At 45.9% G+C, this 21410-nt stretch carries 21 protein-coding genes and 1 other RNA gene; 21 read left to right on the forward strand and 1 reads right to left on the reverse strand.

What is annotated here, in order from left to right; all coding sequences use genetic code 11:
* The first annotated feature begins 24 nt into the window (after positions 1-24).
* The 9 genes from BLD48_RS02240 (at position 25) to BLD48_RS02280 (ending at position 9629) form a co-directional block, all read left to right on the forward strand.
* A complete protein-coding gene (locus BLD48_RS02240; protein ID WP_071498787.1) occupies positions 25-1209 on the forward strand; it encodes a phosphoglycerate kinase in 1185 nt (394 codons plus the stop codon).
* Positions 1210-1236: 27 nt separating this feature from the next.
* A complete protein-coding gene (gene tpiA, locus BLD48_RS02245) occupies positions 1237-1989 on the forward strand; it encodes a triose-phosphate isomerase (RefSeq protein ID WP_071498788.1) in 753 nt (250 codons plus the stop codon).
* The gene (gene gpmI / locus BLD48_RS02250; RefSeq protein ID WP_071498789.1) at positions 1990-3537 is read left to right on the forward strand and encodes a 2,3-bisphosphoglycerate-independent phosphoglycerate mutase; all 1548 of its coding nucleotides are present in this window, start codon (positions 1990-1992) and stop codon (positions 3535-3537) included. It abuts the gene before it with no gap.
* 76 nt (positions 3538-3613) lie between these two features.
* Positions 3614-4906: a phosphopyruvate hydratase gene (eno, locus tag BLD48_RS02255; protein WP_071498790.1), complete on the forward strand. Its 1293-nt coding sequence runs from the start codon at positions 3614-3616 to the stop codon at positions 4904-4906.
* A 226-nt stretch (positions 4907-5132) separates the two neighbouring features.
* On the forward strand, positions 5133-6911 hold the full coding sequence (locus BLD48_RS02260) for an AIPR family protein (protein ID WP_071498791.1): 1779 nt from the start codon (positions 5133-5135) through the stop codon (positions 6909-6911).
* A 203-nt stretch (positions 6912-7114) separates the two neighbouring features.
* Entirely contained in the window at positions 7115-7393 is a 279-nt protein-coding gene (locus BLD48_RS02265; protein WP_071498792.1) for a hypothetical protein, read from the forward strand.
* 3 nt (positions 7394-7396) lie between these two features.
* The gene (locus BLD48_RS02270) at positions 7397-7900 is read left to right on the forward strand and encodes a hypothetical protein (RefSeq protein ID WP_071498793.1); all 504 of its coding nucleotides are present in this window, start codon (positions 7397-7399) and stop codon (positions 7898-7900) included.
* Between the two features lie 557 nt (positions 7901-8457).
* Positions 8458-9360, forward strand: coding sequence for an acyl-ACP desaturase (locus tag BLD48_RS02275; RefSeq protein ID WP_071498794.1), 903 nt, complete (start codon positions 8458-8460; stop codon positions 9358-9360).
* A 14-nt stretch (positions 9361-9374) separates the two neighbouring features.
* Positions 9375-9629: a hypothetical protein gene (locus tag BLD48_RS02280; protein ID WP_071498795.1), complete on the forward strand. Its 255-nt coding sequence runs from the start codon at positions 9375-9377 to the stop codon at positions 9627-9629.
* Positions 9630-10141: 512 nt separating this feature from the next.
* Here BLD48_RS02280 and BLD48_RS02285 read toward each other — a convergent pair.
* Positions 10142-10462: a hypothetical protein gene (locus BLD48_RS02285; protein ID WP_071498796.1), complete on the reverse strand. Its 321-nt coding sequence runs from the start codon at positions 10460-10462 to the stop codon at positions 10142-10144.
* Positions 10463-10596: 134 nt separating this feature from the next.
* Here BLD48_RS02285 and BLD48_RS02290 point away from each other — a divergent pair, with 134 nt between their 5' ends.
* The 12 genes from BLD48_RS02290 to ssrA all read left to right on the forward strand — a co-directional run bounded on the left by BLD48_RS02290 (position 10597) and on the right by ssrA (position 21244).
* Entirely contained in the window at positions 10597-10929 is a 333-nt protein-coding gene (locus tag BLD48_RS02290) for a hypothetical protein (protein ID WP_071498797.1), read from the forward strand.
* Between the two features lie 158 nt (positions 10930-11087).
* Positions 11088-12068, forward strand: coding sequence for a LacI family DNA-binding transcriptional regulator (locus tag BLD48_RS02295; protein ID WP_026830107.1), 981 nt, complete (start codon positions 11088-11090; stop codon positions 12066-12068).
* Positions 12065-12943, forward strand: coding sequence for a ribokinase (rbsK, locus tag BLD48_RS02300; RefSeq protein ID WP_071498798.1), 879 nt, complete (start codon positions 12065-12067; stop codon positions 12941-12943). The genes BLD48_RS02295 and rbsK overlap by 4 nt, the downstream gene beginning before the upstream one ends.
* Positions 12940-13329, forward strand: a complete 390-nt coding sequence (gene rbsD, locus BLD48_RS02305; RefSeq protein WP_071498799.1) for a D-ribose pyranase — start codon at positions 12940-12942, stop codon at positions 13327-13329. Before rbsK ends, rbsD begins: the two co-directional genes overlap by 4 nt.
* 12 nt (positions 13330-13341) lie before the next feature.
* Positions 13342-14820 (forward strand): sugar ABC transporter ATP-binding protein, encoded by a 1479-nt coding sequence (locus tag BLD48_RS02310; protein WP_071498800.1) that lies wholly within the window; start codon positions 13342-13344, stop codon positions 14818-14820.
* Between the two features lies 1 nt (position 14821).
* A complete protein-coding gene (gene rbsC, locus BLD48_RS02315; RefSeq protein WP_051590459.1) occupies positions 14822-15790 on the forward strand; it encodes a ribose ABC transporter permease in 969 nt (322 codons plus the stop codon).
* Between the two features lie 27 nt (positions 15791-15817).
* Positions 15818-16732 carry a ribose ABC transporter substrate-binding protein RbsB gene (rbsB, locus tag BLD48_RS02320; protein WP_014971150.1) on the forward strand — a complete coding sequence of 305 codons (915 nt, stop codon included), beginning with the start codon at positions 15818-15820 and terminating at the stop codon, positions 16730-16732.
* Positions 16733-16873: 141 nt separating this feature from the next.
* On the forward strand, positions 16874-17107 hold the full coding sequence (gene secG / locus BLD48_RS02325) for a preprotein translocase subunit SecG (RefSeq protein ID WP_012371248.1): 234 nt from the start codon (positions 16874-16876) through the stop codon (positions 17105-17107).
* A 101-nt stretch (positions 17108-17208) separates the two neighbouring features.
* A complete protein-coding gene (locus tag BLD48_RS02330; RefSeq protein WP_071498801.1) occupies positions 17209-17949 on the forward strand; it encodes an alpha/beta hydrolase in 741 nt (246 codons plus the stop codon).
* A gap of 14 nt (positions 17950-17963) precedes the next feature.
* A complete protein-coding gene (gene rnr / locus BLD48_RS02335; RefSeq protein WP_071498802.1) occupies positions 17964-20324 on the forward strand; it encodes a ribonuclease R in 2361 nt (786 codons plus the stop codon).
* A 32-nt stretch (positions 20325-20356) separates the two neighbouring features.
* Positions 20357-20827, forward strand: a complete 471-nt coding sequence (smpB, locus tag BLD48_RS02340; protein WP_026830102.1) for an SsrA-binding protein SmpB — start codon at positions 20357-20359, stop codon at positions 20825-20827.
* A gap of 58 nt (positions 20828-20885) precedes the next feature.
* Positions 20886-21244: a transfer-messenger RNA gene (gene ssrA / locus BLD48_RS02345) on the forward strand.
* Positions 21245-21410: the final 166 nt, after the last annotated feature.

Below are 21410 nucleotides of genomic sequence, written 5' to 3' on the forward strand. Positions count from 1 at the left end.
ACGTATGAGACGGAGGACGAATGTATGAATAAGAAATCAATTCGCGATATCGATGTAAAAGGAAAACGCGTGTTTACACGTGTGGACTTCAACGTACCGTTAGAAGACGGCAAGATCACAGATGACACACGGATCCGTGCTGCCCTTCCGACAATCAAACACTTGGTTGACGGTGGAGCGAAAGTCATCCTCGCAAGCCACATGGGACGTCCAAAAGGCGAGAAGAACCCTGAATTCTCACTTGCACCAGTCGTAGCACGCCTCAGCGAATTACTTGGTAAAGACATCAAGCTCGTTGAAGAAGCATACGGACCGGTCGCTGAAGAAGCGGTCAGCAAGCTTGAAGAAGGCGAAGTCATCGTTCTTGAAAATGTTCGTTTCTACCCAGGCGAAACGAAAAACGATCCTGAACTCGCAGAAGGTTTTGCGAAACTTGCAGATATTTTCGTCAACGACGCATTTGGTGCAGCGCACCGTGCGCATGCTTCTACAGAAGGAATCGCCCATCATGTCGAGACTGCTGTAGCTGGATTGTTGATCGAAAAAGAACTTCAAGTTCTCGGTAAAGCACTCTCGAATCCGGAACGTCCGTTTACAGCGATCATCGGTGGTTCGAAAGTCGCGGATAAAATCGGCGTCATCGATCACTTGCTTGATATCGTCGACACGTTGATCATCGGTGGAGGATTATCTTATACATTCCTCAAAGCTCAAGGTTATGAAGTCGGTACGTCACTTCTTGAAGTTGACAAAATCGAACAGGCGAAGGAATTCATGAAGAAAGCAGAAGATAAAGGCGTGAAGTTCTTAATGCCTGTCGACTGCATCATCACGAAGGAATTCGGCGAAGAAACATACGTCGGACCATGCGATATCGACAGTATCCCAGCGGATCACATGTCACTGGATATCGGTCCGAAAACCGTTGAAATTTATGCAGAAGCAATCAAGAACTCGAAACTCGTCGTCTGGAACGGACCGATGGGCGTCTTCGAACTTGATAAATATGCAAACGGAACAAAAGGTGTCGCTCAAGCGTTAGCAGACAGCGATGCATACTCGATCATCGGTGGGGGAGACTCTGCAGCAGCAGCTGAGAAGTTTGGCCTTGCTGAAAAAATGAGCCATATTTCAACAGGTGGTGGCGCAAGCCTCGAGTTCATGGAAGGAAAAGCTCTTCCAGGTGTCGAAGCGCTTAACGACAAGTAATCTAAAGTTCACAAGGGAGTGTTTTTAATGCGTAAACCAATTATCGCAGGTAACTGGAAGATGAATCTTAGCCTCAAGGATGCTGTCGCATTCGCTGAGGAAGTCAAAGGAACTGTACCCGCTTCTTCGAAAGTCGACGCGGCTGTCTGTGCACCGTCTGTATTCCTTGCACATTTGACAGAAGCAGCAGCTGGAACAGACTTGAAAATCGGCGCTCAAAACATGTATGACCAAGAAAGCGGCGCATACACAGGCGAAATCAGCCCGGTCATGCTGAAAGATCTTGGCGTGACATACGTCATCCTCGGTCACTCAGAACGCCGTGAATACTTTGGTGAAATAGATGCGTTCATCAACAGCAAAGCGAAAAAAGCATTCGAACACGGTCTCGTGCCAATCGTTTGTGTCGGTGAAACACTCGAACAACGCGAAGGCGGTCAATTCGAGTCAGTTATCCGTGAACAAACGGCAAACAGCCTTAAAGGATTAACAGTCGATCAAGTGAAAAATCTTGTTGTCGCATACGAACCTGTCTGGGCAATCGGAACAGGCAAATCAGCGACAGAACAAGATGCACAAGATTCTTGTAAATTCGTTCGTGACGTCGTCGCAGCTGAATTCGGTACAGAAGCAGCTGAAGCGGTCCGTATCCAGTACGGTGGTAGCGTCAAACCGGAAAACATCAAAGAATATATGGCTCAACCTGACATCGACGGGGCTCTAGTTGGTGGCGCAAGTCTTGAGACAGGATCGTTCCTCAAACTGTTGGAGGCGATTTAAATGAAAAAACGTCCAGTCGCACTAATCATCCTTGATGGTTTCGGTATGCGTGACGAGGAGTTCGGAAACGCCGTTACGGCGGCAAACAAACCAAACTTCGATCGTTTCTGGAATCAATACCCGCATACGTTGTTGAATGCGCAAGGTGCATACGTTGGTTTGCCAGATGGTCAGATGGGTAACTCAGAAGTGGGTCACCTGAACATCGGGGCAGGTCGCGTCGTCTATCAATCGCTATCCCGAATCAACAATGCCATTAAGGATCGCTCGTTCTTCTCGCGTCAAGCAATGAACGATGCGGCAGGTCACGTGAAGAAATACGGTTCAGCTTTGCATATCTTCGGTTTGGTCTCTGACGGTGGAATCCACAGTCATATCAATCACTTGTATGCAGTGCTTGAGTTCGCGAAACTTCACGAAATCAAAAAAGTCTACTTGCATGCGTTCACGGACGGCCGTGACTGTGATCCACAGTCGGGTGCTGGTTTCCTCCGTGACGTACAAGCGAAGATGGACGAATTGAACGTTGGACAATTCGCGAGTATCTCCGGTCGTTATTATGCGATGGACCGTGATAACCGTTGGGAACGCGTCAAGAAAGTCTATGACGTCATTACGTTCGCAGAGGGTCCAACAACAACCGATCCAATCGGAATGGTCGAAGCTTCGTACAAAACAGACGTAACAGATGAGTTCATTGAACCAACGGTAGTCGTGCAGGAAGACGGTACTCCAGTAGCACCGATCCACGACAATGATGCGATCATGTTCTTCAACTATCGTCCGGACCGTGCGATTCAGCTCGCCAAGGCGTACAAAGAAAAAACAGGTTTCACTGGTTTTGCATTACCGGACAACGCACCGAAGAACCTGCTGCTCGTCTCGATGACGAAATATTCGGATGCGATTGATACGGATATCGTCTTCCCACCGGAAGACATCAAAAACACGCTTGGTGAAACATTGTCGAAACAAGGGTTACACCAGTTACGGATTGCGGAAACCGAAAAGTATCCGCACGTCACGTTCTTCTTTAACGGACAACGTGAAGAGCCGTACGAAGGGGAGGATCGCATCTTGATCCCATCTCCAAAGGTCGCGACGTACGATTTGAAACCAGAAATGAGTGTCTACGAAGTAACGGACGCACTGATTGATGCGATCAACTCGGACAAACACGATGCCATCATGCTGAACTTTGCGAACCCTGATATGGTCGGTCACTCGGGTATGCTCGAGCCGACAATCAAGGCAATCGAAGCCGTCGATGAGTGTCTTGGTAAAGTCGTTGACTTGATCATCAGTAAAGGTGGCGCAGCCATCATCACAGCGGACCATGGGAATGCAGACAAAGTGCTGAATGCCGATGGTAGTAAGATGACGGCGCACACGACAGAACCTGTTCCATGTATCGTCACAGTCGAGGACGTCGAACTCCTTGAGCCATTGACCGGTGCATTGGCGGATCTGGCACCAACGATGCTTTATCTGTTGGATGCGGACCAACCGGCAGAAATGACAGGTCAATCCATCGTATTAAAGAAATAATCCCGTCGATGGAACGTCCTGTTCTCTGCCTCACACGTAAAAACTAATTTTTCCACACACAAAGGAGCGAATTTAAATGTCAATGATTACAGAGATTTATGCACGCGAGATTCTTGACTCACGCGGTAACCCAACGGTAGAAGTAGAAGTATATACAGAAGACGGCGGCTTTGGTCGCGCACTCGTCCCATCAGGCGCATCTACTGGTGAGCACGAAGCAGTTGAACTTCGCGATGGCGACAAATCACGTTACCTCGGTAAAGGTGTCTTAAAAGCAGTTGACAACGTCAATGAAAAATTAGCACCTGAAATCATCGGTTACGATGTCTTCGACCAAGCAGGAATCGACAAAAAGATGATCGACCTCGACGGTACAAAAAACAAAGGAAACTTCGGCGCTAACGCGATCCTTGGTATCTCAATGGCTGCTGCACGTGCTGCTGCAGATGAGCTTGGTCTTCCACTTTACACATACCTCGGTGGATTCAACGCGAAAACATTGCCAACTCCAATGATGAACATCATCAACGGTGGATCACACGCAGACAACAACGTTGATTTCCAAGAGTTCATGATCATGCCTGTTGGAGCTCCAACATTCAAAGAAGCACTTCGTATGGGTGCTGAAATCTTCCACGCGTTGAAATCAGTTCTTAGCGGAATGGGTCTTAACACAGCAGTTGGTGACGAGGGTGGATTCGCTCCAAACTTGAAATCAAACGAAGAAGCAATCACAGTTATCCTTGAAGCAATCGAAAAAGCTGGCTACAAAGCAGGCGAAGATGTTTACCTTGCAATGGACGTTGCTTCTTCTGAGTTCTACGACAAAGCAGCTGGAAAATACAACCTCGCTGGCGAAGGCAAAATCCTTTCAACAGAAGAGCTTGTTGAATTCTACGCACAACTCGTTGACAAATACCCAATCATCTCAATCGAAGATGGCTGTGACGAAAACGACTGGGATGGCCACAAACTTCTTACAGATCGTATTGGACACAAAGTCCAACTCGTTGGGGATGACTTGTTCGTAACGAACACAGAGAAACTTGCTGAAGGTATCGAAAAAGGCATCGCGAACTCGATCCTCATCAAAGTTAACCAAATCGGTACGTTGACTGAAACATTCGACGCAATCGAAATGGCGAAAAAAGCTGGTTACACAGCAGTCGTTTCTCACCGTTCTGGTGAAACAGAAGATTCAACGATCGCGGACATCGCTGTTGCGACAAACGCTGGTCAAATCAAAACAGGTTCACTTTCACGTACAGACCGTATCGCGAAATACAACCAACTTCTCCGCATCGAAGACATGCTTTCAGATGTTGCTGTCTACGACGGAATCAAATCATTCTACAACCTCAAGAAGTAATTTTGAGTTGATTGTTTAAACAATGTACAGTGAAAACCTCCTACTCGTGTGTACTTATCACACGAGTAGGAGGTTTTCTGTGTTTTCTATTAGATGTTAAGATTAATTATAATTCGTATGTTAAAAAAGATGAAATATTTGGCTATTATTTTTTTAAAATAATAGCCAAATAAATTCTTTTAAAGTAAGATTATATTTGTATTTACTAAATATAGGGGGGATTTAATTGAACGATTTAACAGATGTAAAGTTTTCAAGTATAGAAAACTTTAAAAAAAGAAATGATTTGAAAGTTTACAAATCAGAAGCTTGGCCATTATTTGCTTTAGAATTGTACTTTAGAATAGAGAACATTCAGTATATCGCAAGCACATCGATTACAGATGGAAAAAATGACCGCAAATGTGACTTAATATATATTGATAAAGAAAACAAAAGAGGAGTTATAATTCAAAGTTATTTCGCAGAAAAAATTTCGAAAATTGCAAAAACAAATAAAGCATCTGATTTGAATACAGCAGTAGGTTGGGTATTATCTTCGCATGAAGAGCAAATACCCAAATTGTTATTACCAAGAATCTTAGAGTTACGTAATGCAATTTTAGATGATGAGATTGAACAGTTAGACGTTTGGTATATTCATAATTGTCACGAACATAGTAGAGTCCAAAGTGAAATGGAGATTGTAGGGGAATCTGCAAAGGCATTACTCGAAAGACACTTTAGCGGAAGTACAATAAAAGTTTCTAGTAAAGAAATAGGCATTGAGACCATTGAAGAATGGTACGACTCTTCAAGTGCAAAAATTTTAGTAACTGATGAATTTGAGATTGAGACTGCTGGTGGATATTTTACTCAAAAAGATACTTGGGAAGTATTTAGTACTGCTATTAGTGGAAAATGGATCCATAAAATGTTTAAACAGTATGACGAAAAACTTTTTTCTGCAAATATTAGAAATTATTTAGGTAGCATAAATACTAAATATAATATTAATAATGGTATAAAAACTACGTTGTTAACAGAACCTAGTAATTTTTTAGTATTTAATAATGGAATTACAGCTTTAGTTAACGACATAGAGATTTCAAAAAAGACTAGATCACAAAGTCCATTAAATCAGAAAATTATTATTAGTGGTATTTCCATAGTTAATGGCGCGCAGACTACTGGTGCAATTGGAGCATTAGAAGAAGTAGATGAAACTACTCTTATTCCCGTACGCTTTATTAAATCAAAAGATGGAGAGGTTATTGATAGTATAATTAGATTTAATAATAGCCAAAATGCTGTCACTGTATCCGATTTTAGAAGTACAGATTTCATACAAGATAGAGTTAAGAAAGAATTTAAAGCTGAATTTCCAACAATGAATTACCTTGGTGGAAGAAGAGGTGGAACTGACGATGTAATAAAAAGAATAAAGAATCTTGTTGTTTCGGATCAAGTAGCGCAGTCTCTGACAGCTTTTCATGGAAATCCAACAGATGCAACACACTCAAAATCAAAAATTTGGGCAAATGATGATTTATATTCAAATGTATTTAATGAGAATACAAAAGCTAGCCATATTGTATTTGTTTATTCTTTGTTTAAATCGTTAGTTGAATATAAACAAGTTTTAAAAGATAAGTCTAAAGAAAATGGTCTGACTTCAAGCGAAGAAGATATTTTAAATTTTTTCAGCTATGCTGGATCAATATATTTGATTATTAATGCAGTATCTGAAACTTTAGAAGAAATAATCGAAAGAAAAGTTAGTTCTAAATTTTCTATATCATTCAAAGAATCTTTAACGCTAGAAGAATATGTAGAGAATTGGAAAGAAATAATACCTTTATTCATTTCATTTTCTGCACATATGAAAGAAGCTTTAGATTCTAAAGTAAAAGTTCATGAAGATATAAAAAAATCAATTGAACAATTTAGAAGTTTAGTTGTAGCTACAAGAGGGTCAAATAAAGAGAAGTATGATAACTTCAAAAAATTAGTTAAATATAATTAACTCTACCCATCTATTCAAGTCGAGAATTAATATTTAAGAATTTTTGTGAGTATAAGCCGTCTATATAACATATAGACGGCTTACTCTAAACAAAAAGAGTACAACTATAATATTTTTCTAATATTTTATTTTCATGTATAAATACAAAAATGATTGCATTGGACATTTAATTATATCAACTATTTGAATGGGAGTTAGATGATATGTATACTTTTAAGGAACTAGGAGAAAAATACGCTAACAATTTAAAAAGCAATCCTAGTATAAACAACGCAAACAATATTGCTAATAAAATTAATAATCTTGTTTATGAAAATACAGATAGAAAACTAGTTCTTAATGATAAAATGAAAATTGTTAAAGAAATTGAACTTGCAATAAACTATTCTGCTGTAAACGATCGATTGTTAAAAGAAGCAGATAATAAAGAGCATTTATCTCTCATAAATTATGTCAATGAGATTATAAGACAGGGGAACTAAGTAATGAATTACGAGCTAATTACTTTAGGAACTTCAATTTTTGCTGTATTACTGTCAATCTATACATTTTATAAAACAAGTAGTACAGCGAATCAAGCAAATGAAACTGCTAATAATGCAAATATAATTTCAAGCGGTGCACTTGAAACTGCGATAAATGAACGAATTAGCAATGCTAAAAAAAATACACGTGAAAGTTCATATAATTTAATAAATTATATTCAAGAGCTCAAAGAAAGAAATATAAATTCTGAACCAAATGAAAAATTGGAATATCTAAAAAGATTTTATAATGCTTGTATAGAAGAAGAGTTAAATGCATACGAAGATGCGTGTGGAAAATATATTGATAAAAAGGTTGACGTACATAGGTTTAAAAAAACATTTCATGTAGAAATCAGACAATTAGTAGAAAATGATCAATATAAAGAAAAGTTTGATTCTACTACCTCTAGATACAAAGCAATTTTAAAAGTTTATAGCGAGTGGGAAAATTTGGAGAGGTAATTTTTTCATTGTTGAATAACTTTTGTATCCTTTTATATTTTTAGTTAGTTATATGATTTTTTGAATTAGAATACAACCAACTTCTCCGCATCGAAGACGTGCTTTCAGACGTTGCTGTCTACGACGGAATCAAATCATTCTACAACCTCAAGAAGTAATTACAGGTTGATGATGATCTGAAGTGTGTTGTACAGCACAGGTTCAGTGATTCTGAGTCATGCAAGACAGAAACCTGAACTTCGTTGTACAGCCAAAACCTCCTATTTGTGTGTGAAATCCACACACGAATAGGAGGTTTTTTTATGTTCATGATTGATTTGTTAAAGGAATTTGAGTTCGATCAAAAAATGAGAAATGACTCGAAACAGGCGGTCTCAATCAATCATACTAGGGTCATTCAATTCTAACCGTTAAAAAAACGAATTTACGAGAATTTGTTTTTTACTACCTGGTCATTAAAATGTTATAGTTATAAATAAGTTGAAGTACAATCATTATAAGGCTTAAATACATTTGAATGGGTTAAGGTTCAAAAAACATCTAAAGGAGAAATGATCATGTTAAATTCAGATTTAGATATACGCTTAGAACCACGCATTAAAGAACTGTATCGATTACATAAGGAGCGCTCTGCCAATATTGACTGGAGCTATCACGAATTCATTCCCTGGGACAAGGCGATGTCGTTTAAACGGGTTCCTTGGGAGGAGAGTCAAGTCACGCTTCCGGAAGGTGTCATCGTTGCAGTAGAAACCGCATTACTGACAGAAGTGAATTTACCTTGGTATACGTCACATTTGGATTACACATTTAAAAATTCGATGGAAGTCATCAATGATTTCGTCCGCACGTGGACGGCGGAAGAAGACCAGCACTCGAGCTTACTGGAAACGTATTTACTCGTGACACGAAACGTCAATCCGACACGATTGCATCAATTAAGAAGACGCGTCGTTGAAAGTGGTTGGTTCCCGGACTTCACGAATCCTTTAGCGACCATGGCCTATACGTCGTTGCAAGAACTGGCGACACTCGTTTTCTATAATAACGTAGCGAAGGTAGCAGGGGCTCACGATAAAGATTTAGCGACACTGCTTCGCCGTTTAGCGAAAGACGAAGCCCTTCATTATGCGTTCTACCGCGATACAGTGAAAGCGCACCTTGAACTCGATCCGAACTTCATCGTGTTCTTTGAAGATGTCATCATCAATTTCTCGATGCCGGGTGCGATCATGCCGGACTTTACCGAGCGCATGAAAACCATTGCGATCGATACGAATTACGGACCACTCCAATACTTTGACCAAGTATTAGATGTCGTCGTGAAATACTGGGACATTGCCAACTTGCAACCTACGGGCGAAGAGGCCAAACAATCACAAGCGAACATCATGAAATATCACGGGCGTTTGAAACGCATCAAGGATCGCCAATTAGCAAAAACTAAGATCGATGCATGACGAAGGGGAGAATAATGAAAATGACGTGCGAAATATGCGGAAAAGAAACGAATAACCAAGTCAGTTATTTGGAACTGAATACGTGGGAATTTAATTCTTTGAAGACAGAGGAAAAAGACTTTTATTCGATTTGTTACAGTTGTTTTGACAACCATACGAACAATTTCATTGATCAAGAAATGGATCTTGAATTGAGAAAAAAACGTTCGCAGATGGTGAATAAAGAAGTCGAAGCAGAAATCGAGGCTATTCTTGAGGTTGAAAATTAATTACCCGATCTATGGATTGAGTCGACAGTCTTCCGCTTGGCGGAGGGCTGTTTTTTTGCGTTGCGTGTTGATTGACAAAACTAGCCGTTCGCCCGCTTTTCTGAGGCGGCATAGTAAATCGTATAGGTTTTTTAGAAATCACGCTTTTTTTCACGCGCTTTCCTCAGGCGAGACACAAGCCAGTTTCCCTACCTCAGTGAGGCAGGGAATCGGGTCTTGTTTGTCTCTGACAGCGCAAGCAGGCTTGCGCTTTTTCCTGTAGGAGTCGCGTGAAACGCGTGATAACAGTTGTATAGAAAAGCAAAAAAATCATTCGTAGCTCGACTTCTAAGGGAGAAGGAAGCAACGCTTCCGTTAGGGACAGGCGAGATCCGGAGATCTGAAAAAAATCCGTGGCTCGCGTTCCGCCCTAGAAAAGCGAGCGAATGAATGATTTTTGACAAACGTAAAAAAACGAGACCCGACTAAACGTCGAATCCCGTAGTATCAAAATGGAATTACACTCCTTGAGATCAATCCTCGATAAACGTAACGAGGTAATGATGGGCAGAATAGAGCGGAGCACGCGTGACGAAGAACTCGGGTAAGTCGACATCGATATCGAGTTCACGTAATGTCTGCGGATCGAGACATTCCTGAACGAGACGTTTGATATCGCTGAGTAATTCATCGTGCAGGTTCGCTTCCGCTGCGAAGGAACGTTTGGCTTCGTCCTTCAACAATAGGACGACGGGAGGAAGGCCACGCAAGATATCGACCTGGAGTGGTTCTTCGTTTCGTTGAAAAAAGTCGTTGAGACAACTGACGACTTTCATCGAGTGATCTTCTTTCATCCAAACCCCAACTTTCTATAAGTACTAGTACGGTAAGCTATTCCCTAAAGTCAGATGGGATATGCAGACAAACTGGAATCTCTGCATTAAGAGAGCGGATATCCGGGTAGAGAATGAAGTAAGGGGGGAGTGACATGCTGTTTCGTTATTTATTTCTGGGTATGGACCCCACGATCGATGAGATTCAATTACGGATCATTTACTTTACAGAACTGATCTTTTTTATCGGTCTCTATCAGATTACGAGTCGCTTTTCGTATCAAAGCATGATTCTTGGAACGGTTCTCGGAGTCGCAGGTCTGACGGCGCTGCTGCCTGGAGCGATCTATATTCTGCGTTATGACCCGGAAGATGCCGTCATCGATATTACGTTCCTATTGATTTACTTACTGGAACCGCTCGCCATCATAGCTTTTCTTGTTGCGTTATGTCGACGGGTGTACCAAAAAAGCCATCCGAAGAGCTGAAGAAGTCCGGGAAAACGTTGTCATACCACGTTTGATCGGACTTTTTTGTCGATCTCACAAAAAAAATAAAATATATTTTAACAAAAAGGATTGATGTGTAACCGGTTACACAATATGATACATATTGTAAGCGTTATCAAAAGAAAGAGGTGGCGAATATGTCGACCATCCGGGAAGTAGCGAAAGTGGCCAATGTCTCCGTGGCGACGGTATCACGCGTCATGAATGAAAAAGGATATGTCAGTGAAAAAGCAAGGACGGCGGTCCTTCAAGCGATCAAACAGCTGGATTACCGACCGAACCGGGTTGCCCGGTCCTTGTTTCAAAAACGGTCAGGATTGATCGGGTTGATCGTGCCGGACATCACGAATCCATTTTTCCCACAACTCGCTCGAGCTGTGGAAGATATGGCACATCAACATGGTTTTCAGGTGATTTTATGTAACACGGATGAACAGTTTCAGAAAGAACAGGAATATATTCAATCGCTCGAAGCGATGCATATCGACGGCTTGATCATTACGACGAACTATTCGAACAATCCGAACTATGAAGAGATCGAAGTACCGATCGTCGCTCTTGACCGTGTGTTACAAGGCGCGATCCCGACCGTCACGTCAAACGGCTATGACGGCGGGAAAAAGGCAGCGCAGTTTCTACTGGAGCATGGCGCAACAGAGCTCGTCGTTATCAGTGGTCCGTCAAAGTTACCGACGATCCGAAAACGCCGGGATGGATTTGAAGAAGTCGCCGGGAAACATCTTGTCGCAAGTATCGAGTCACCGTTTCATTTTCAGGGTGCACTCGGAGCCGCCAATTACTTATTTGATCATTACGACTGTAATGGGATCTTTGCGGCAAACGATGTCATCGCTGCAGCGACGATCCAAGTCGCGGCAGAACGAGGCATCGCGATTCCCGAGCAGTTACAGGTCATCGGGTACGACGGCATTGAACTGGGGCAGATGATTTCCCCGCCGTTGACGACGATTGCCCAACCGATCTATCAGATGGGGGAACTCGCGGCGAAGTTATTGATTCAACGGATTGAAGGAAAAGAGATTGCGGCCGTCCATCATGAATTGATGGTCGAAGTCATCGAACGAGAAACGACGAAGCGGAAGGGTGAACAGTCATGAAACAAATTAGTGTAGTCGGCAGTATCTCGATGGACCTGGTCGTCGAAAGCGATCGTCGTCCGTCAGCAGGAGAAACGGTCATCGGATCCGCCTTCCATACCGTACCTGGAGGAAAAGGAGCGAACCAGGCCGTCGCGATCGCGCGGCTTGGCGGAAACGTCGAGATGGTCGGCTGTATCGGCGACGATGCGAACGGTGACGCGATCCGTCAGAACTTCGAGACGGAACAGGTCGGGACGACGCATCTGCAAGCGATTGCGAATGAACGGACCGGAACGGCACACATCACGCTTGCGGAAGGCGACAATTCAATCGTCGTCGTCCAGTCGGCGAACTTGGCGGTCGTCTATGACGAGAGCCAACTCGACAGCTTACTTGGTCAGGCGGACATGATTTTACTGCAGCTCGAAATTCCACTGGCAACAGTCAAGCAGGTGGCGCGTTACGGCAAGACACACGGCATTCCCGTCGTTTTGAATCCGGCGCCAGCCATCGTCCTTGACGACGAGTTGCTGGAAGACGTGACCTACCTGACACCAAACGAACATGAATGTGGCTTGATTTTCGGACAACAGCAGTCACTCGAACATTGGTTAAGCCAGTATCCGAATAAATTGATTGTCACAGAAGGTAGCCGCGGAGCACGTTTTTATGACGGTCAAGACATCGTGACGGTGCCTGCCATCGCAACCACGGTCGTCGATACGACGGGAGCCGGGGATACGTTCAACGGGGCTCTCGCTGTAGCTTTGACGGAAGGAAGACCCTTGACAGAAGCGATTCGCTTTGCGAACAAGGCAGCCGGCATGTCTGTCCGGGCCCTCGGCGCACAAGGCGGCATGCCGACACGGGAACAGATGGAGGTTGAAGTATGAAACGACACGGTATTTTAAACAGTCATATCAGTAAGGTCTTAACGGATCTCGGTCATACGGATACCGTCGTCATTGCCGACTGCGGTCTACCGATTCCGGACGGCGTCAAGCGGATTGATTTAGCGCTCGAACTCGGAACACCATCATTTGCCGATGTCGTCCGGATCGTCGCGAGTGACATGGCAATCGAACAGGTGACCTTGGCAACGGAAATCAAAGACACGAACGTCAACGCGCTTGAGGTCATCAACCAACTTGACGTCCCGCAAGACTACGTCTCGCATGAAGCATTCAAGGAACTGACGAAACAGGCAAAAGTCATCATCCGGACGGGGGAAGCGACACCGTATGCCAACGTCATCCTACACGCCGGCGTCATTTTTTAAGGGGGAAGCACGATGCAAATTGAGATGACAGGTATCACAAAAGCGTTTGGTCCCGTGCCCGTCTTGAAGGGTGTCGACTTTACGCTTATGACAGGTGAGATTCATGCCTTGATGGGTGAAAACGGAGCGGGGAAATCGACGCTGATGAAAATCCTGACCGGTGTTCATAAAGCCGATGAAGGAACGATTCAAGTCGATGGCGTCGAGCAACATTATAAAAATCCGAAACTCGCGGAAGAAGCGGGGATTGCCTTCATTCACCAGGAACTGAACATTCTGCCCGACTTAACGGTCACGGAAAACCTGTTTCTCGGACGGGAACTGAAATCACGGTTTGGTGTCTTGAAGCAGGCAGAGATGAAGCGGCTTGCGGAACGCGAGCTGGCGGAGCTGAACGTCTTCATGGATGTCAATCAGCTGGCCCGGACGTTATCGGTCGGACAACAACAGATGATCGAGATCGCGAAAGCGTTGATGACGGATGCGAAGGTCATCATCATGGATGAGCCGACGGCCGCTTTGACAGAGCGTGAAATCCGCGCCTTGTTCAGTGTCGCGACGGCACTGCGGGCGCAAGGCGTCTCGATCGTCTATATCTCACACCGAATGGAAGAAATCTTTGAACTGTGTGACCGGATCACGGTTTTACGCGACGGTGTCTCCGTTTCGACACACCGGATCGCTGAGACGTCGTTCGAACAGATCGTCCGTGAGATGGTCGGACGCGAGATGGGCGAACGGTATCCGGAACGCCAAGTCACGCTCGGTCAGACGGTTCTTGAAGTGACAGGCGCGACCGGCAAACGGTTCGAAGACGTGTCGTTTTCAGTCCGGGCCGGTGAAATCGTCGGCTTTTCCGGCTTGATGGGTGCCGGACGAACGGAAGTCATGCGCGGCTTGTTTGGGGTCGATCGGCTGAAGGCAGGAACAATCGCCTTAAACGGCAACGTCATCAAAATCAAATCGCCGCATGATGCGATCAAACAAGGACTTGGATTTTTGACCGAAGACCGAAAAGGCGAAGGATTGTTCCTCGACTTTTCACTCCGGGAAAACATCTCCTTGCCGACGATCCGGTCGTTATCGAAGTCGGGTGTCATCTCCGATCAATCGGAGCGCCAGTTCGCGGAAGGCTATCTCAAGTCGCTGTCCGTCCGGCACAGTTCGATGGATCAACCGGCGAAGTCTTTGTCGGGTGGGAACCAGCAAAAGGTTGTTCTCGCGAAATGGCTTGGGACGAAACCGGATGTGTTGATTCTCGACGAACCGACACGAGGTGTCGACGTCGGGGCGAAAAAAGAAATTTACCTGATTATGAACGAACTCGCTGCATCTGGTGTTGCCATCATCATGATCAGTTCGGACTTACCGGAAATTCTTGGCATGAGTGACCGTGTCTACGTGATGCGGGAAGGGCAAGTGAGCGGGATGCTTGATCAACAAGAGGCGACGCAAGAGAGTATCATGACCCTTGCGACAGGAGGACAATGACATGGAATTGATGCAAGGAAAACTGACGGAAAAGAAACCAAGACGGCTTGGGATTGGTCAAAAGCTAGGTCCGCTCGCCGGACTGTTCGCGATCATTCTCGTCGTATCGATCATGGAACCGGACTTTTTAACACTTAATAACTTATTTAACATCTTACGCCAAGTTTCGATCAATGCCTTGATTGCCTTCGGAATGACATTCGTCATCCTGACGGGGGGGATTGACTTATCGGTCGGCTCGATCCTCGCCTTATCGTCGGCATTCGTTGCCGGATTGATGACGGACGGGACGTCGGCGATTCTCGCCGTCCTCGCCGGCTTGATCGTCGGTGCAATCATGGGTGCTTTAAACGGGATGGTCATCTCACTCGGGAAAGTCGCACCGTTCATCGCGACACTCGCGACGATGACGATCTTCCGTGGTTTGACGCTCGTCTACACGGACGGAAAACCGATTACGGGACTCAGCCAGGGTGGCTGGTTCGAATTATTCGGTCGCGGCTACATCTGGATCTTCCCGGTCCCGGTCGTGACGATGTTGATCGCCTTCGCCGTGCTGTACTTCATCTTGAAGAAAACGACGTTCGGCCGTTATACGTACGCGATTGGCGGTAATGAAGAAGCGGCAAAACTGATGGGGATTCAAGTCAACAAAGTAAAAATCATGATTTATTCGTTGTCTGGTCTAATGGCAGCACTCGCCGGCATCATCTTGACGTCACGCCTCAACTCGGCGCAACCGACAGCCGGTACGTCGTATGAGCTTGACGCGATCGCCGCGGTCGTCCTCGGTGGGACCAGCTTATCCGGTGGACGTGGTTGGATCGTCGGGACGTTGATCGGTGCCTTGATCATCGGGACACTCAATAACGGACTGAATTTACTTGGCGTCTCCTCGTTCTTCCAGCTTGTCGTCAAAGGGCTCGTCATCCTGTTCGCGGTACTCGCGGACCGGAAACAAACTACGTGATTTACCATCCAAAAGGAGGATATTGATATGAAAAAACTACTTGCACTTGTCATGATGGCGTTAATGGTCTTCGCAGCCGCCTGTTCGACGGAACAACCGGGCAGCGACACGGAAAAAGAGAAGAAAACAAAAGATTTCAAGATTGGTCTGTCGATCTCGACACTCAACAACCCGTTCTTCGTCTCACTCAAAGAAGGTGCAGAAAAAGAAGCAAAAGCACAAGGTGCAACACTGCAAGTCGCGGATGCACAAGATGATGCCGCGAAACAAGCAAGCGACATCGAAGACATGATTCAAAAGAACGTCGATTTAATCCTGATCAACCCAACCGATTCAGCAGCAGTTGGTGCAGCCGTTCAAACAGCAAACGATGCTGACATCCCGGTCATCACAGTTGACCGTAATGCAGAAGCTGGTGACGTCATCGCGCACATCGCGTCGGATAACGTCGCAGGTGGGAAACAAGCAGGTGAATACATGATCGAACTCGTTGGCGATAAAGCGAAAGTCGTTGAACTCGAAGGTATTCCAGGTGCTTCAGCAACACGCGACCGCGGCGAAGGTTTCCACGCGGCAGTCGACAGCAAGCTTGACGTCGTCGCCAAACAATCAGCAAACTTTGACCGGGCGAAAGGTCTTTCGGTCATGGAAAACATCCTCCAAAACAACAAAGACATCAAAGCGGTCTTCGCGCACAACGATGAAATGGCACTTGGTGCCGTCGAAGCGTTGAAAGCAGCGGGCATGGAAGACGTGAAAGTCATCGGCTTTGATGCAACAGACGACGCCGTCAAAGCGGTCGAAGACGGTAAGATGGCAGGAACAGTTGCCCAGAAACCGGCTGAAATCGGAAAAACAGGTATCGATACTGCAATCAAACACCTCAAAGGTGAGACAGTCGAGAAGAACATTCCGGTCGAACTCGACCTGATTAAACAATAATCGTCATCGCCAGCCGAGCTGATTTTGTCAGCCGGCTGGTTTTTTTGGGAGGTAAGATGAACTTCCTGAATCTATACCTTGTTCCCGTAGTTGTTTTTCTCTATAATGAAAGAAGCGTATATTACTGAAGGAGGATCATCGATGATCATTCATAACGTGGCTCTTGTCGGCCTCATCGTCGTTTCCGTTCTTCTCATCATCGTCGTTCTCTTGATGTCAGGCCGTACGGCTGGACTCGGAGCATTGACAGGTGGGGCAGAACAATTATTTGGTCGCCAAAAAGCCCGTGGCTTGGATGCGGTCCTAAATCGTGTAGCGTCTATCTTAGGGGCATTATTCTTTATTTTGGCGTTACTCGTCGCTTTTTATAAGTGAGTATTGAAACGACAGCCGTCCGTTTGCGCTGTCGTTTTTTCTTATTTTCTCGATTTCTATTTTTTCATTTTGGGGTATAGGGTTAGAGGGGGAATCATTTTATGAAAATCACATTACCAAAACCATTCTTTTTTGAAGGTGGTAACCGGGCCGTGCTGTTATTACACGGCTTCACCGGTTCGAGTGCCGATGTCCGGATGCTCGGGCGTTACTTGCAAAAAAACGGTTATACATCACTGGCACCACAATATAAAGGGCACGCTGCCCCACCCGAAGAGCTGACGAAGACTGGGCCAGCCGACTGGTGGCAGGACGTCCTTGACGGCTACGAAGAGTTAAAAGACAAAGGATACGATGAGATTGCGGTCTGCGGTCTGTCGCTCGGCGGTGTCATGTCACTGCGGCTTTCGATGCATCGTCCGGTCAAGGCTGTCATTCCGATGTGTGCGCCGGCCTACATCAAAAGTGAAGACGTCATGTATGCAGGAGTCACGGAGTATGCCAGAGAATTTAAGAAGCGAGAAGGAAAATCCGTCGAAGAAATCGAACAGGAGATGGCAGTCTTCGAACCGATGCCGACCTTAAAAGATCTGCAAGCTTTGCTGAAAGAGACACGCGATTCACTCGACGACGTCTACGCACCGACACTCGTCGTCCAGGCACGCAACGATCATATGATCAACACGGATTCGGCGAACATCATTCACGATGGTGTCAGTGCCTTACAAAAAGAGCTGATCTGGTATGAGAACTCAGGTCATGTCATTACGCTCGACAAAGAAAAAGAAACGCTCCACCAAGACATCCATGAATTTTTGGACGGCTTGAACTGGAGTCATTAACTGGAGGTGTCACGTTGGAATTACGTGAACGAATACTAGAGGTCATCACGACGGAAGAACGTCCGTTGTCGATTGATCAATTAACGAAAAAATTAGAACTGTCGGATACAACCGAATTTAAAGAGTTGATCCGGACGTTGAACACACTCGAAGAAGAAGCACTCGTGGCCCGGACCCGGTCGAACAAATACGGGACACTGGCACAAATCGGGCAAGTCGCCGGAAAAATTTCCGTCCACCAGCGTGGATTCGGATTCGTCTCACCAGAGGATGGTTCAGCAGGTGATATCTTCTTACCGGCACCGGAACTCGGCAACGTCTACAACGGTGACCGTGTCCTCGTCAAAGTCTTTGCTGAATCAAACGGTGGGGACCGCCGTGAAGGAAAGTTGCTCAAGATTCTCTCACGCGGACCAGCCGATTTCGTCGGCACGTTCGTCAGTCCTAAAGGACGGATTGAATCGATCGCCTATATCGAACCGGATGACTCGAAGCTGACGTTCTTACCGGTCGTCGCAGATGAGGATACGCTTGGTGCGGTCGACGGACACAAAGTCCTCGCCCGGATCACGAAGTACCCGGACGGTCGTTACGCCGGTACGGCAAAAGTCTTACAGATCATCGGTCATAAAAATGATCCGGGTGTCGATATCCTGTCGATCGTCCACAAGCACGGCATCAATGTCGACTTCTCGGATGCAGCGATTGCGGAAGCCAACAACATTCCGGATCAAATCGATGAGAAAGATCTCGTCGGTCGCGTCGACTTACGCAAGGAACTGACGGTCACGATTGACGGCGCTGACGCGAAGGACTTGGACGACGCCGTCCACGTCAAGAAACTCAGCAACGGCAATTACGAGCTAGGTGTCCATATCGCCGACGTCTCGCATTACGTCAAGGAAGATTCACCGCTCGACGAAGAAGCCCGCGAACGTGGGACAAGTGTCTATCTCGTCGACCGGGTCATTCCGATGATTCCGCACCGCTTGTCAAACGGAATTTGTTCACTGAACCCACACGTCGACCGTTTGACGCTCAGCTGTATCATGGAGATTGATCAGAACGGTGCCGTCATCAACCAGGAAATCTTACAAAGTGTCATCAAGACGACGGAACGGATGACGTATACCGATGTCCGGAAAATCATCGAACGGGAAGACGAAGAAGTCATCGCGAAGTATCAGGACCTCGTCGCGAACTTCGATCAGATGGCAGAACTTGCTGCGATCCTCCGGGAACGCCGCTCACGTCGCGGGGCAATCAACTTTGATTTCCCGGAAGCAAAAGTTCTGGTCAACGAAGAAGGCAAGACGAGCGACATCATCTTACGCGAACGTTCGGTCGCAGAGAAACTGATCGAGGAATTTATGCTTGCAGCGAACGAAACAGTGGCTGAATACGTCCAACATCAGAAGTTGCCGTTCATGTACCGGATTCACGATGAGCCGAAAGCGGAACGTCTCGACACGTTCTTTAAATTCATCGCCAACTTCGGCATCAACGTTGAACGCAAAGGCGAGTCGGTCACGCCAAAAACGTTACAGACAATCCTGAACGCCGTTGAAGGCGAACCGGAAGAAGCCGTCGTCAGTACGGTCATGTTACGGTCGCTCCAACAAGCGAAATATGACGTCGAGCCGATTGGTCACTTTGGTCTGTCGACCGATTTCTACACACACTTCACGTCACCAATCCGCCGGTATCCGGACTTGATGGTCCACCGTCTTCTGCGTGAGTACATCATCTTTAATGATAAATCGCAAAAGACACAGGACCGTTATTCTGCGATCTTGCCGGAAATCGCCGATCACGCCTCAAAACGAGAACGCCGTGCCGTCGACGCCGAGCGGGAAACGAATGCTCTGAAGAAAGCCGAGTATATGGAACAACACATCGGCGAGACGTTTGAAGGTGTCGTCAGTGGGGTGACAAACTTCGGAATGTTCGTTGAGTTACCGAACACGATCGAAGGACTCGTTCACATCCAGGCGATGACGGATGACTTCTACCGCTACGACGAAGCGAACTATCAATTAATGGGCGAACGGACGAAACAACAGTTCCGGATCGGCGACGTCGTTGAGATCAAAGTCACCGGTGTCAACATCGATGAGAAGACGATCGACTTTGCTGTCGTCGGGATGCCGGAGCGCCAACAGAAAAAACGCTTTGAGTCGAAGACAATCCGTTCAACAGGCGGACGTCCGGGACCAAAACGGGACGAGAAGAAAGACGACCGCCGCGGCGGGAAGTCGAAACGTCCAGGGAAACCGAACGAGCAATCAAAAGGTAAAGGATTCGCCGGGAAAGACAAGAAGGACAAACCGCCGTTCCATAAAGCGGTCTCGAATAAAAAACGGAAGCGCCCATAAGCGCTTCTGTTTAGAAATGTGGTGGAAGAGAGATGCCAAAAGGTACAAGTTCAAAAGTATTAGCGAACAACAAACGGGCGTCGTTTGATTATGCGATTGAAGATACGATCGAAGCGGGTCTCGTCCTGACGGGAACCGAAATCAAATCGGTCCGTAAAGGCAAGATCAGTATCGCTGACGCGTTCGTCCGGTTCGATGGCGGGGAAGCGATTCTCTGGAACTCGAACATCGCCCACTTCGAACAGGGGAACCGGTACAACCACGAACTGCTCCGTCCGCGGAAACTGTTGCTACACAAAAAACAGATTGCCAACTTGATGGGACTCGTCTCGCGCGACGGCTACACGATCGTGCCGCTGAAGGTCTACATCAAAAACGGCTACGCGAAATGTCTGATCGGACTCGGCCGCGGGAAGAAGAAATTCGACAAGCGCGACGATCTGAAGAAGAAGGACGCGAAGCGGGATATCGACCGTGCGTTACGCGACAAGCAAAAGTATTGAACCCGTAACACTTTTCTGCTATTATAATAGTATTCGGAAAGCCCCAATTTTATATCTTGGGGACGTTACGGATTCGACGGGGGTAGTTCGGTCTTCTGTGGCGTGTCGAGGGGTCGGCCTCGTTAAAACGCATCAGCCATAACTGGCAAAACTAACACACAACTCGCAGCAGCTTAATAGCTACTACGGATCCTAGCAGCCGTCGCCTGGTCGGCTGATTTCTAGGGTCTCACTTTAAACAGGCTACGCTTGGACCCTTCCGTCTGGAGGGAAAGAGAAGAGATGGAATCAGACTGGTCGGACGGACGCCTGTCAATTGGCAGCCTGACGACGAGATCCCAATAAATTGACTACACACGTAGAAGCTTAAGTATACGATGCCTTCGGACGTGGGTTCGACTCCCACCGTCTCCATACCCTGAAATCGTAAGGATTTCAAAAACCTTGTTGCCTAACCGGTAACAAGGTTTTTTTTTACGACGAATTGTAATATTAAGTGCAACACCTAGCTGAAAACAACAAAAAAACCCATAACGGCCTCGTGTAGAATAGAGATAACACAAAAAAAAAAACACAGAAAATA

The organism is Exiguobacterium sp. KRL4 (assembly GCF_001870785.1).
Classification (GTDB): Bacteria; Bacillota; Bacilli; order Exiguobacteriales; family Exiguobacteriaceae; genus Exiguobacterium_A.

Coding starts and splice junctions, on each gene's coding strand:
- secG (WP_012371248.1), top strand. CDS start 16,874: ATGATCATTCATAACGTGGCTCTTGTCGGCCTCATCGTCGTTTCCGTT.
- rbsD (WP_071498799.1), top strand. CDS start 12,940: ATGAAACGACACGGTATTTTAAACAGTCATATCAGTAAGGTCTTAACG.
- BLD48_RS02270 (WP_071498793.1), top strand. CDS start 7,397: ATGAATTACGAGCTAATTACTTTAGGAACTTCAATTTTTGCTGTATTA.
- BLD48_RS02275 (WP_071498794.1), top strand. CDS start 8,458: ATGTTAAATTCAGATTTAGATATACGCTTAGAACCACGCATTAAAGAA.
- BLD48_RS02295 (WP_026830107.1), top strand. CDS start 11,088: ATGTCGACCATCCGGGAAGTAGCGAAAGTGGCCAATGTCTCCGTGGCG.
- rbsK (WP_071498798.1), top strand. CDS start 12,065: ATGAAACAAATTAGTGTAGTCGGCAGTATCTCGATGGACCTGGTCGTC.
- BLD48_RS02330 (WP_071498801.1), top strand. CDS start 17,209: ATGAAAATCACATTACCAAAACCATTCTTTTTTGAAGGTGGTAACCGG.
- BLD48_RS02280 (WP_071498795.1), top strand. CDS start 9,375: ATGAAAATGACGTGCGAAATATGCGGAAAAGAAACGAATAACCAAGTC.
- BLD48_RS02285 (WP_071498796.1), bottom strand. CDS start 10,462: ATGAAAGAAGATCACTCGATGAAAGTCGTCAGTTGTCTCAACGACTTT.
- gpmI (WP_071498789.1), top strand. CDS start 1,990: ATGAAAAAACGTCCAGTCGCACTAATCATCCTTGATGGTTTCGGTATG.
- BLD48_RS02240 (WP_071498787.1), top strand. CDS start 25: ATGAATAAGAAATCAATTCGCGATATCGATGTAAAAGGAAAACGCGTG.
- BLD48_RS02310 (WP_071498800.1), top strand. CDS start 13,342: ATGCAAATTGAGATGACAGGTATCACAAAAGCGTTTGGTCCCGTGCCC.
- BLD48_RS02290 (WP_071498797.1), top strand. CDS start 10,597: ATGCTGTTTCGTTATTTATTTCTGGGTATGGACCCCACGATCGATGAG.
- tpiA (WP_071498788.1), top strand. CDS start 1,237: ATGCGTAAACCAATTATCGCAGGTAACTGGAAGATGAATCTTAGCCTC.
- eno (WP_071498790.1), top strand. CDS start 3,614: ATGTCAATGATTACAGAGATTTATGCACGCGAGATTCTTGACTCACGC.
- BLD48_RS02265 (WP_071498792.1), top strand. CDS start 7,115: ATGTATACTTTTAAGGAACTAGGAGAAAAATACGCTAACAATTTAAAA.
- rbsB (WP_014971150.1), top strand. CDS start 15,818: ATGAAAAAACTACTTGCACTTGTCATGATGGCGTTAATGGTCTTCGCA.
- smpB (WP_026830102.1), top strand. CDS start 20,357: ATGCCAAAAGGTACAAGTTCAAAAGTATTAGCGAACAACAAACGGGCG.
- rbsC (WP_051590459.1), top strand. CDS start 14,822: ATGGAATTGATGCAAGGAAAACTGACGGAAAAGAAACCAAGACGGCTT.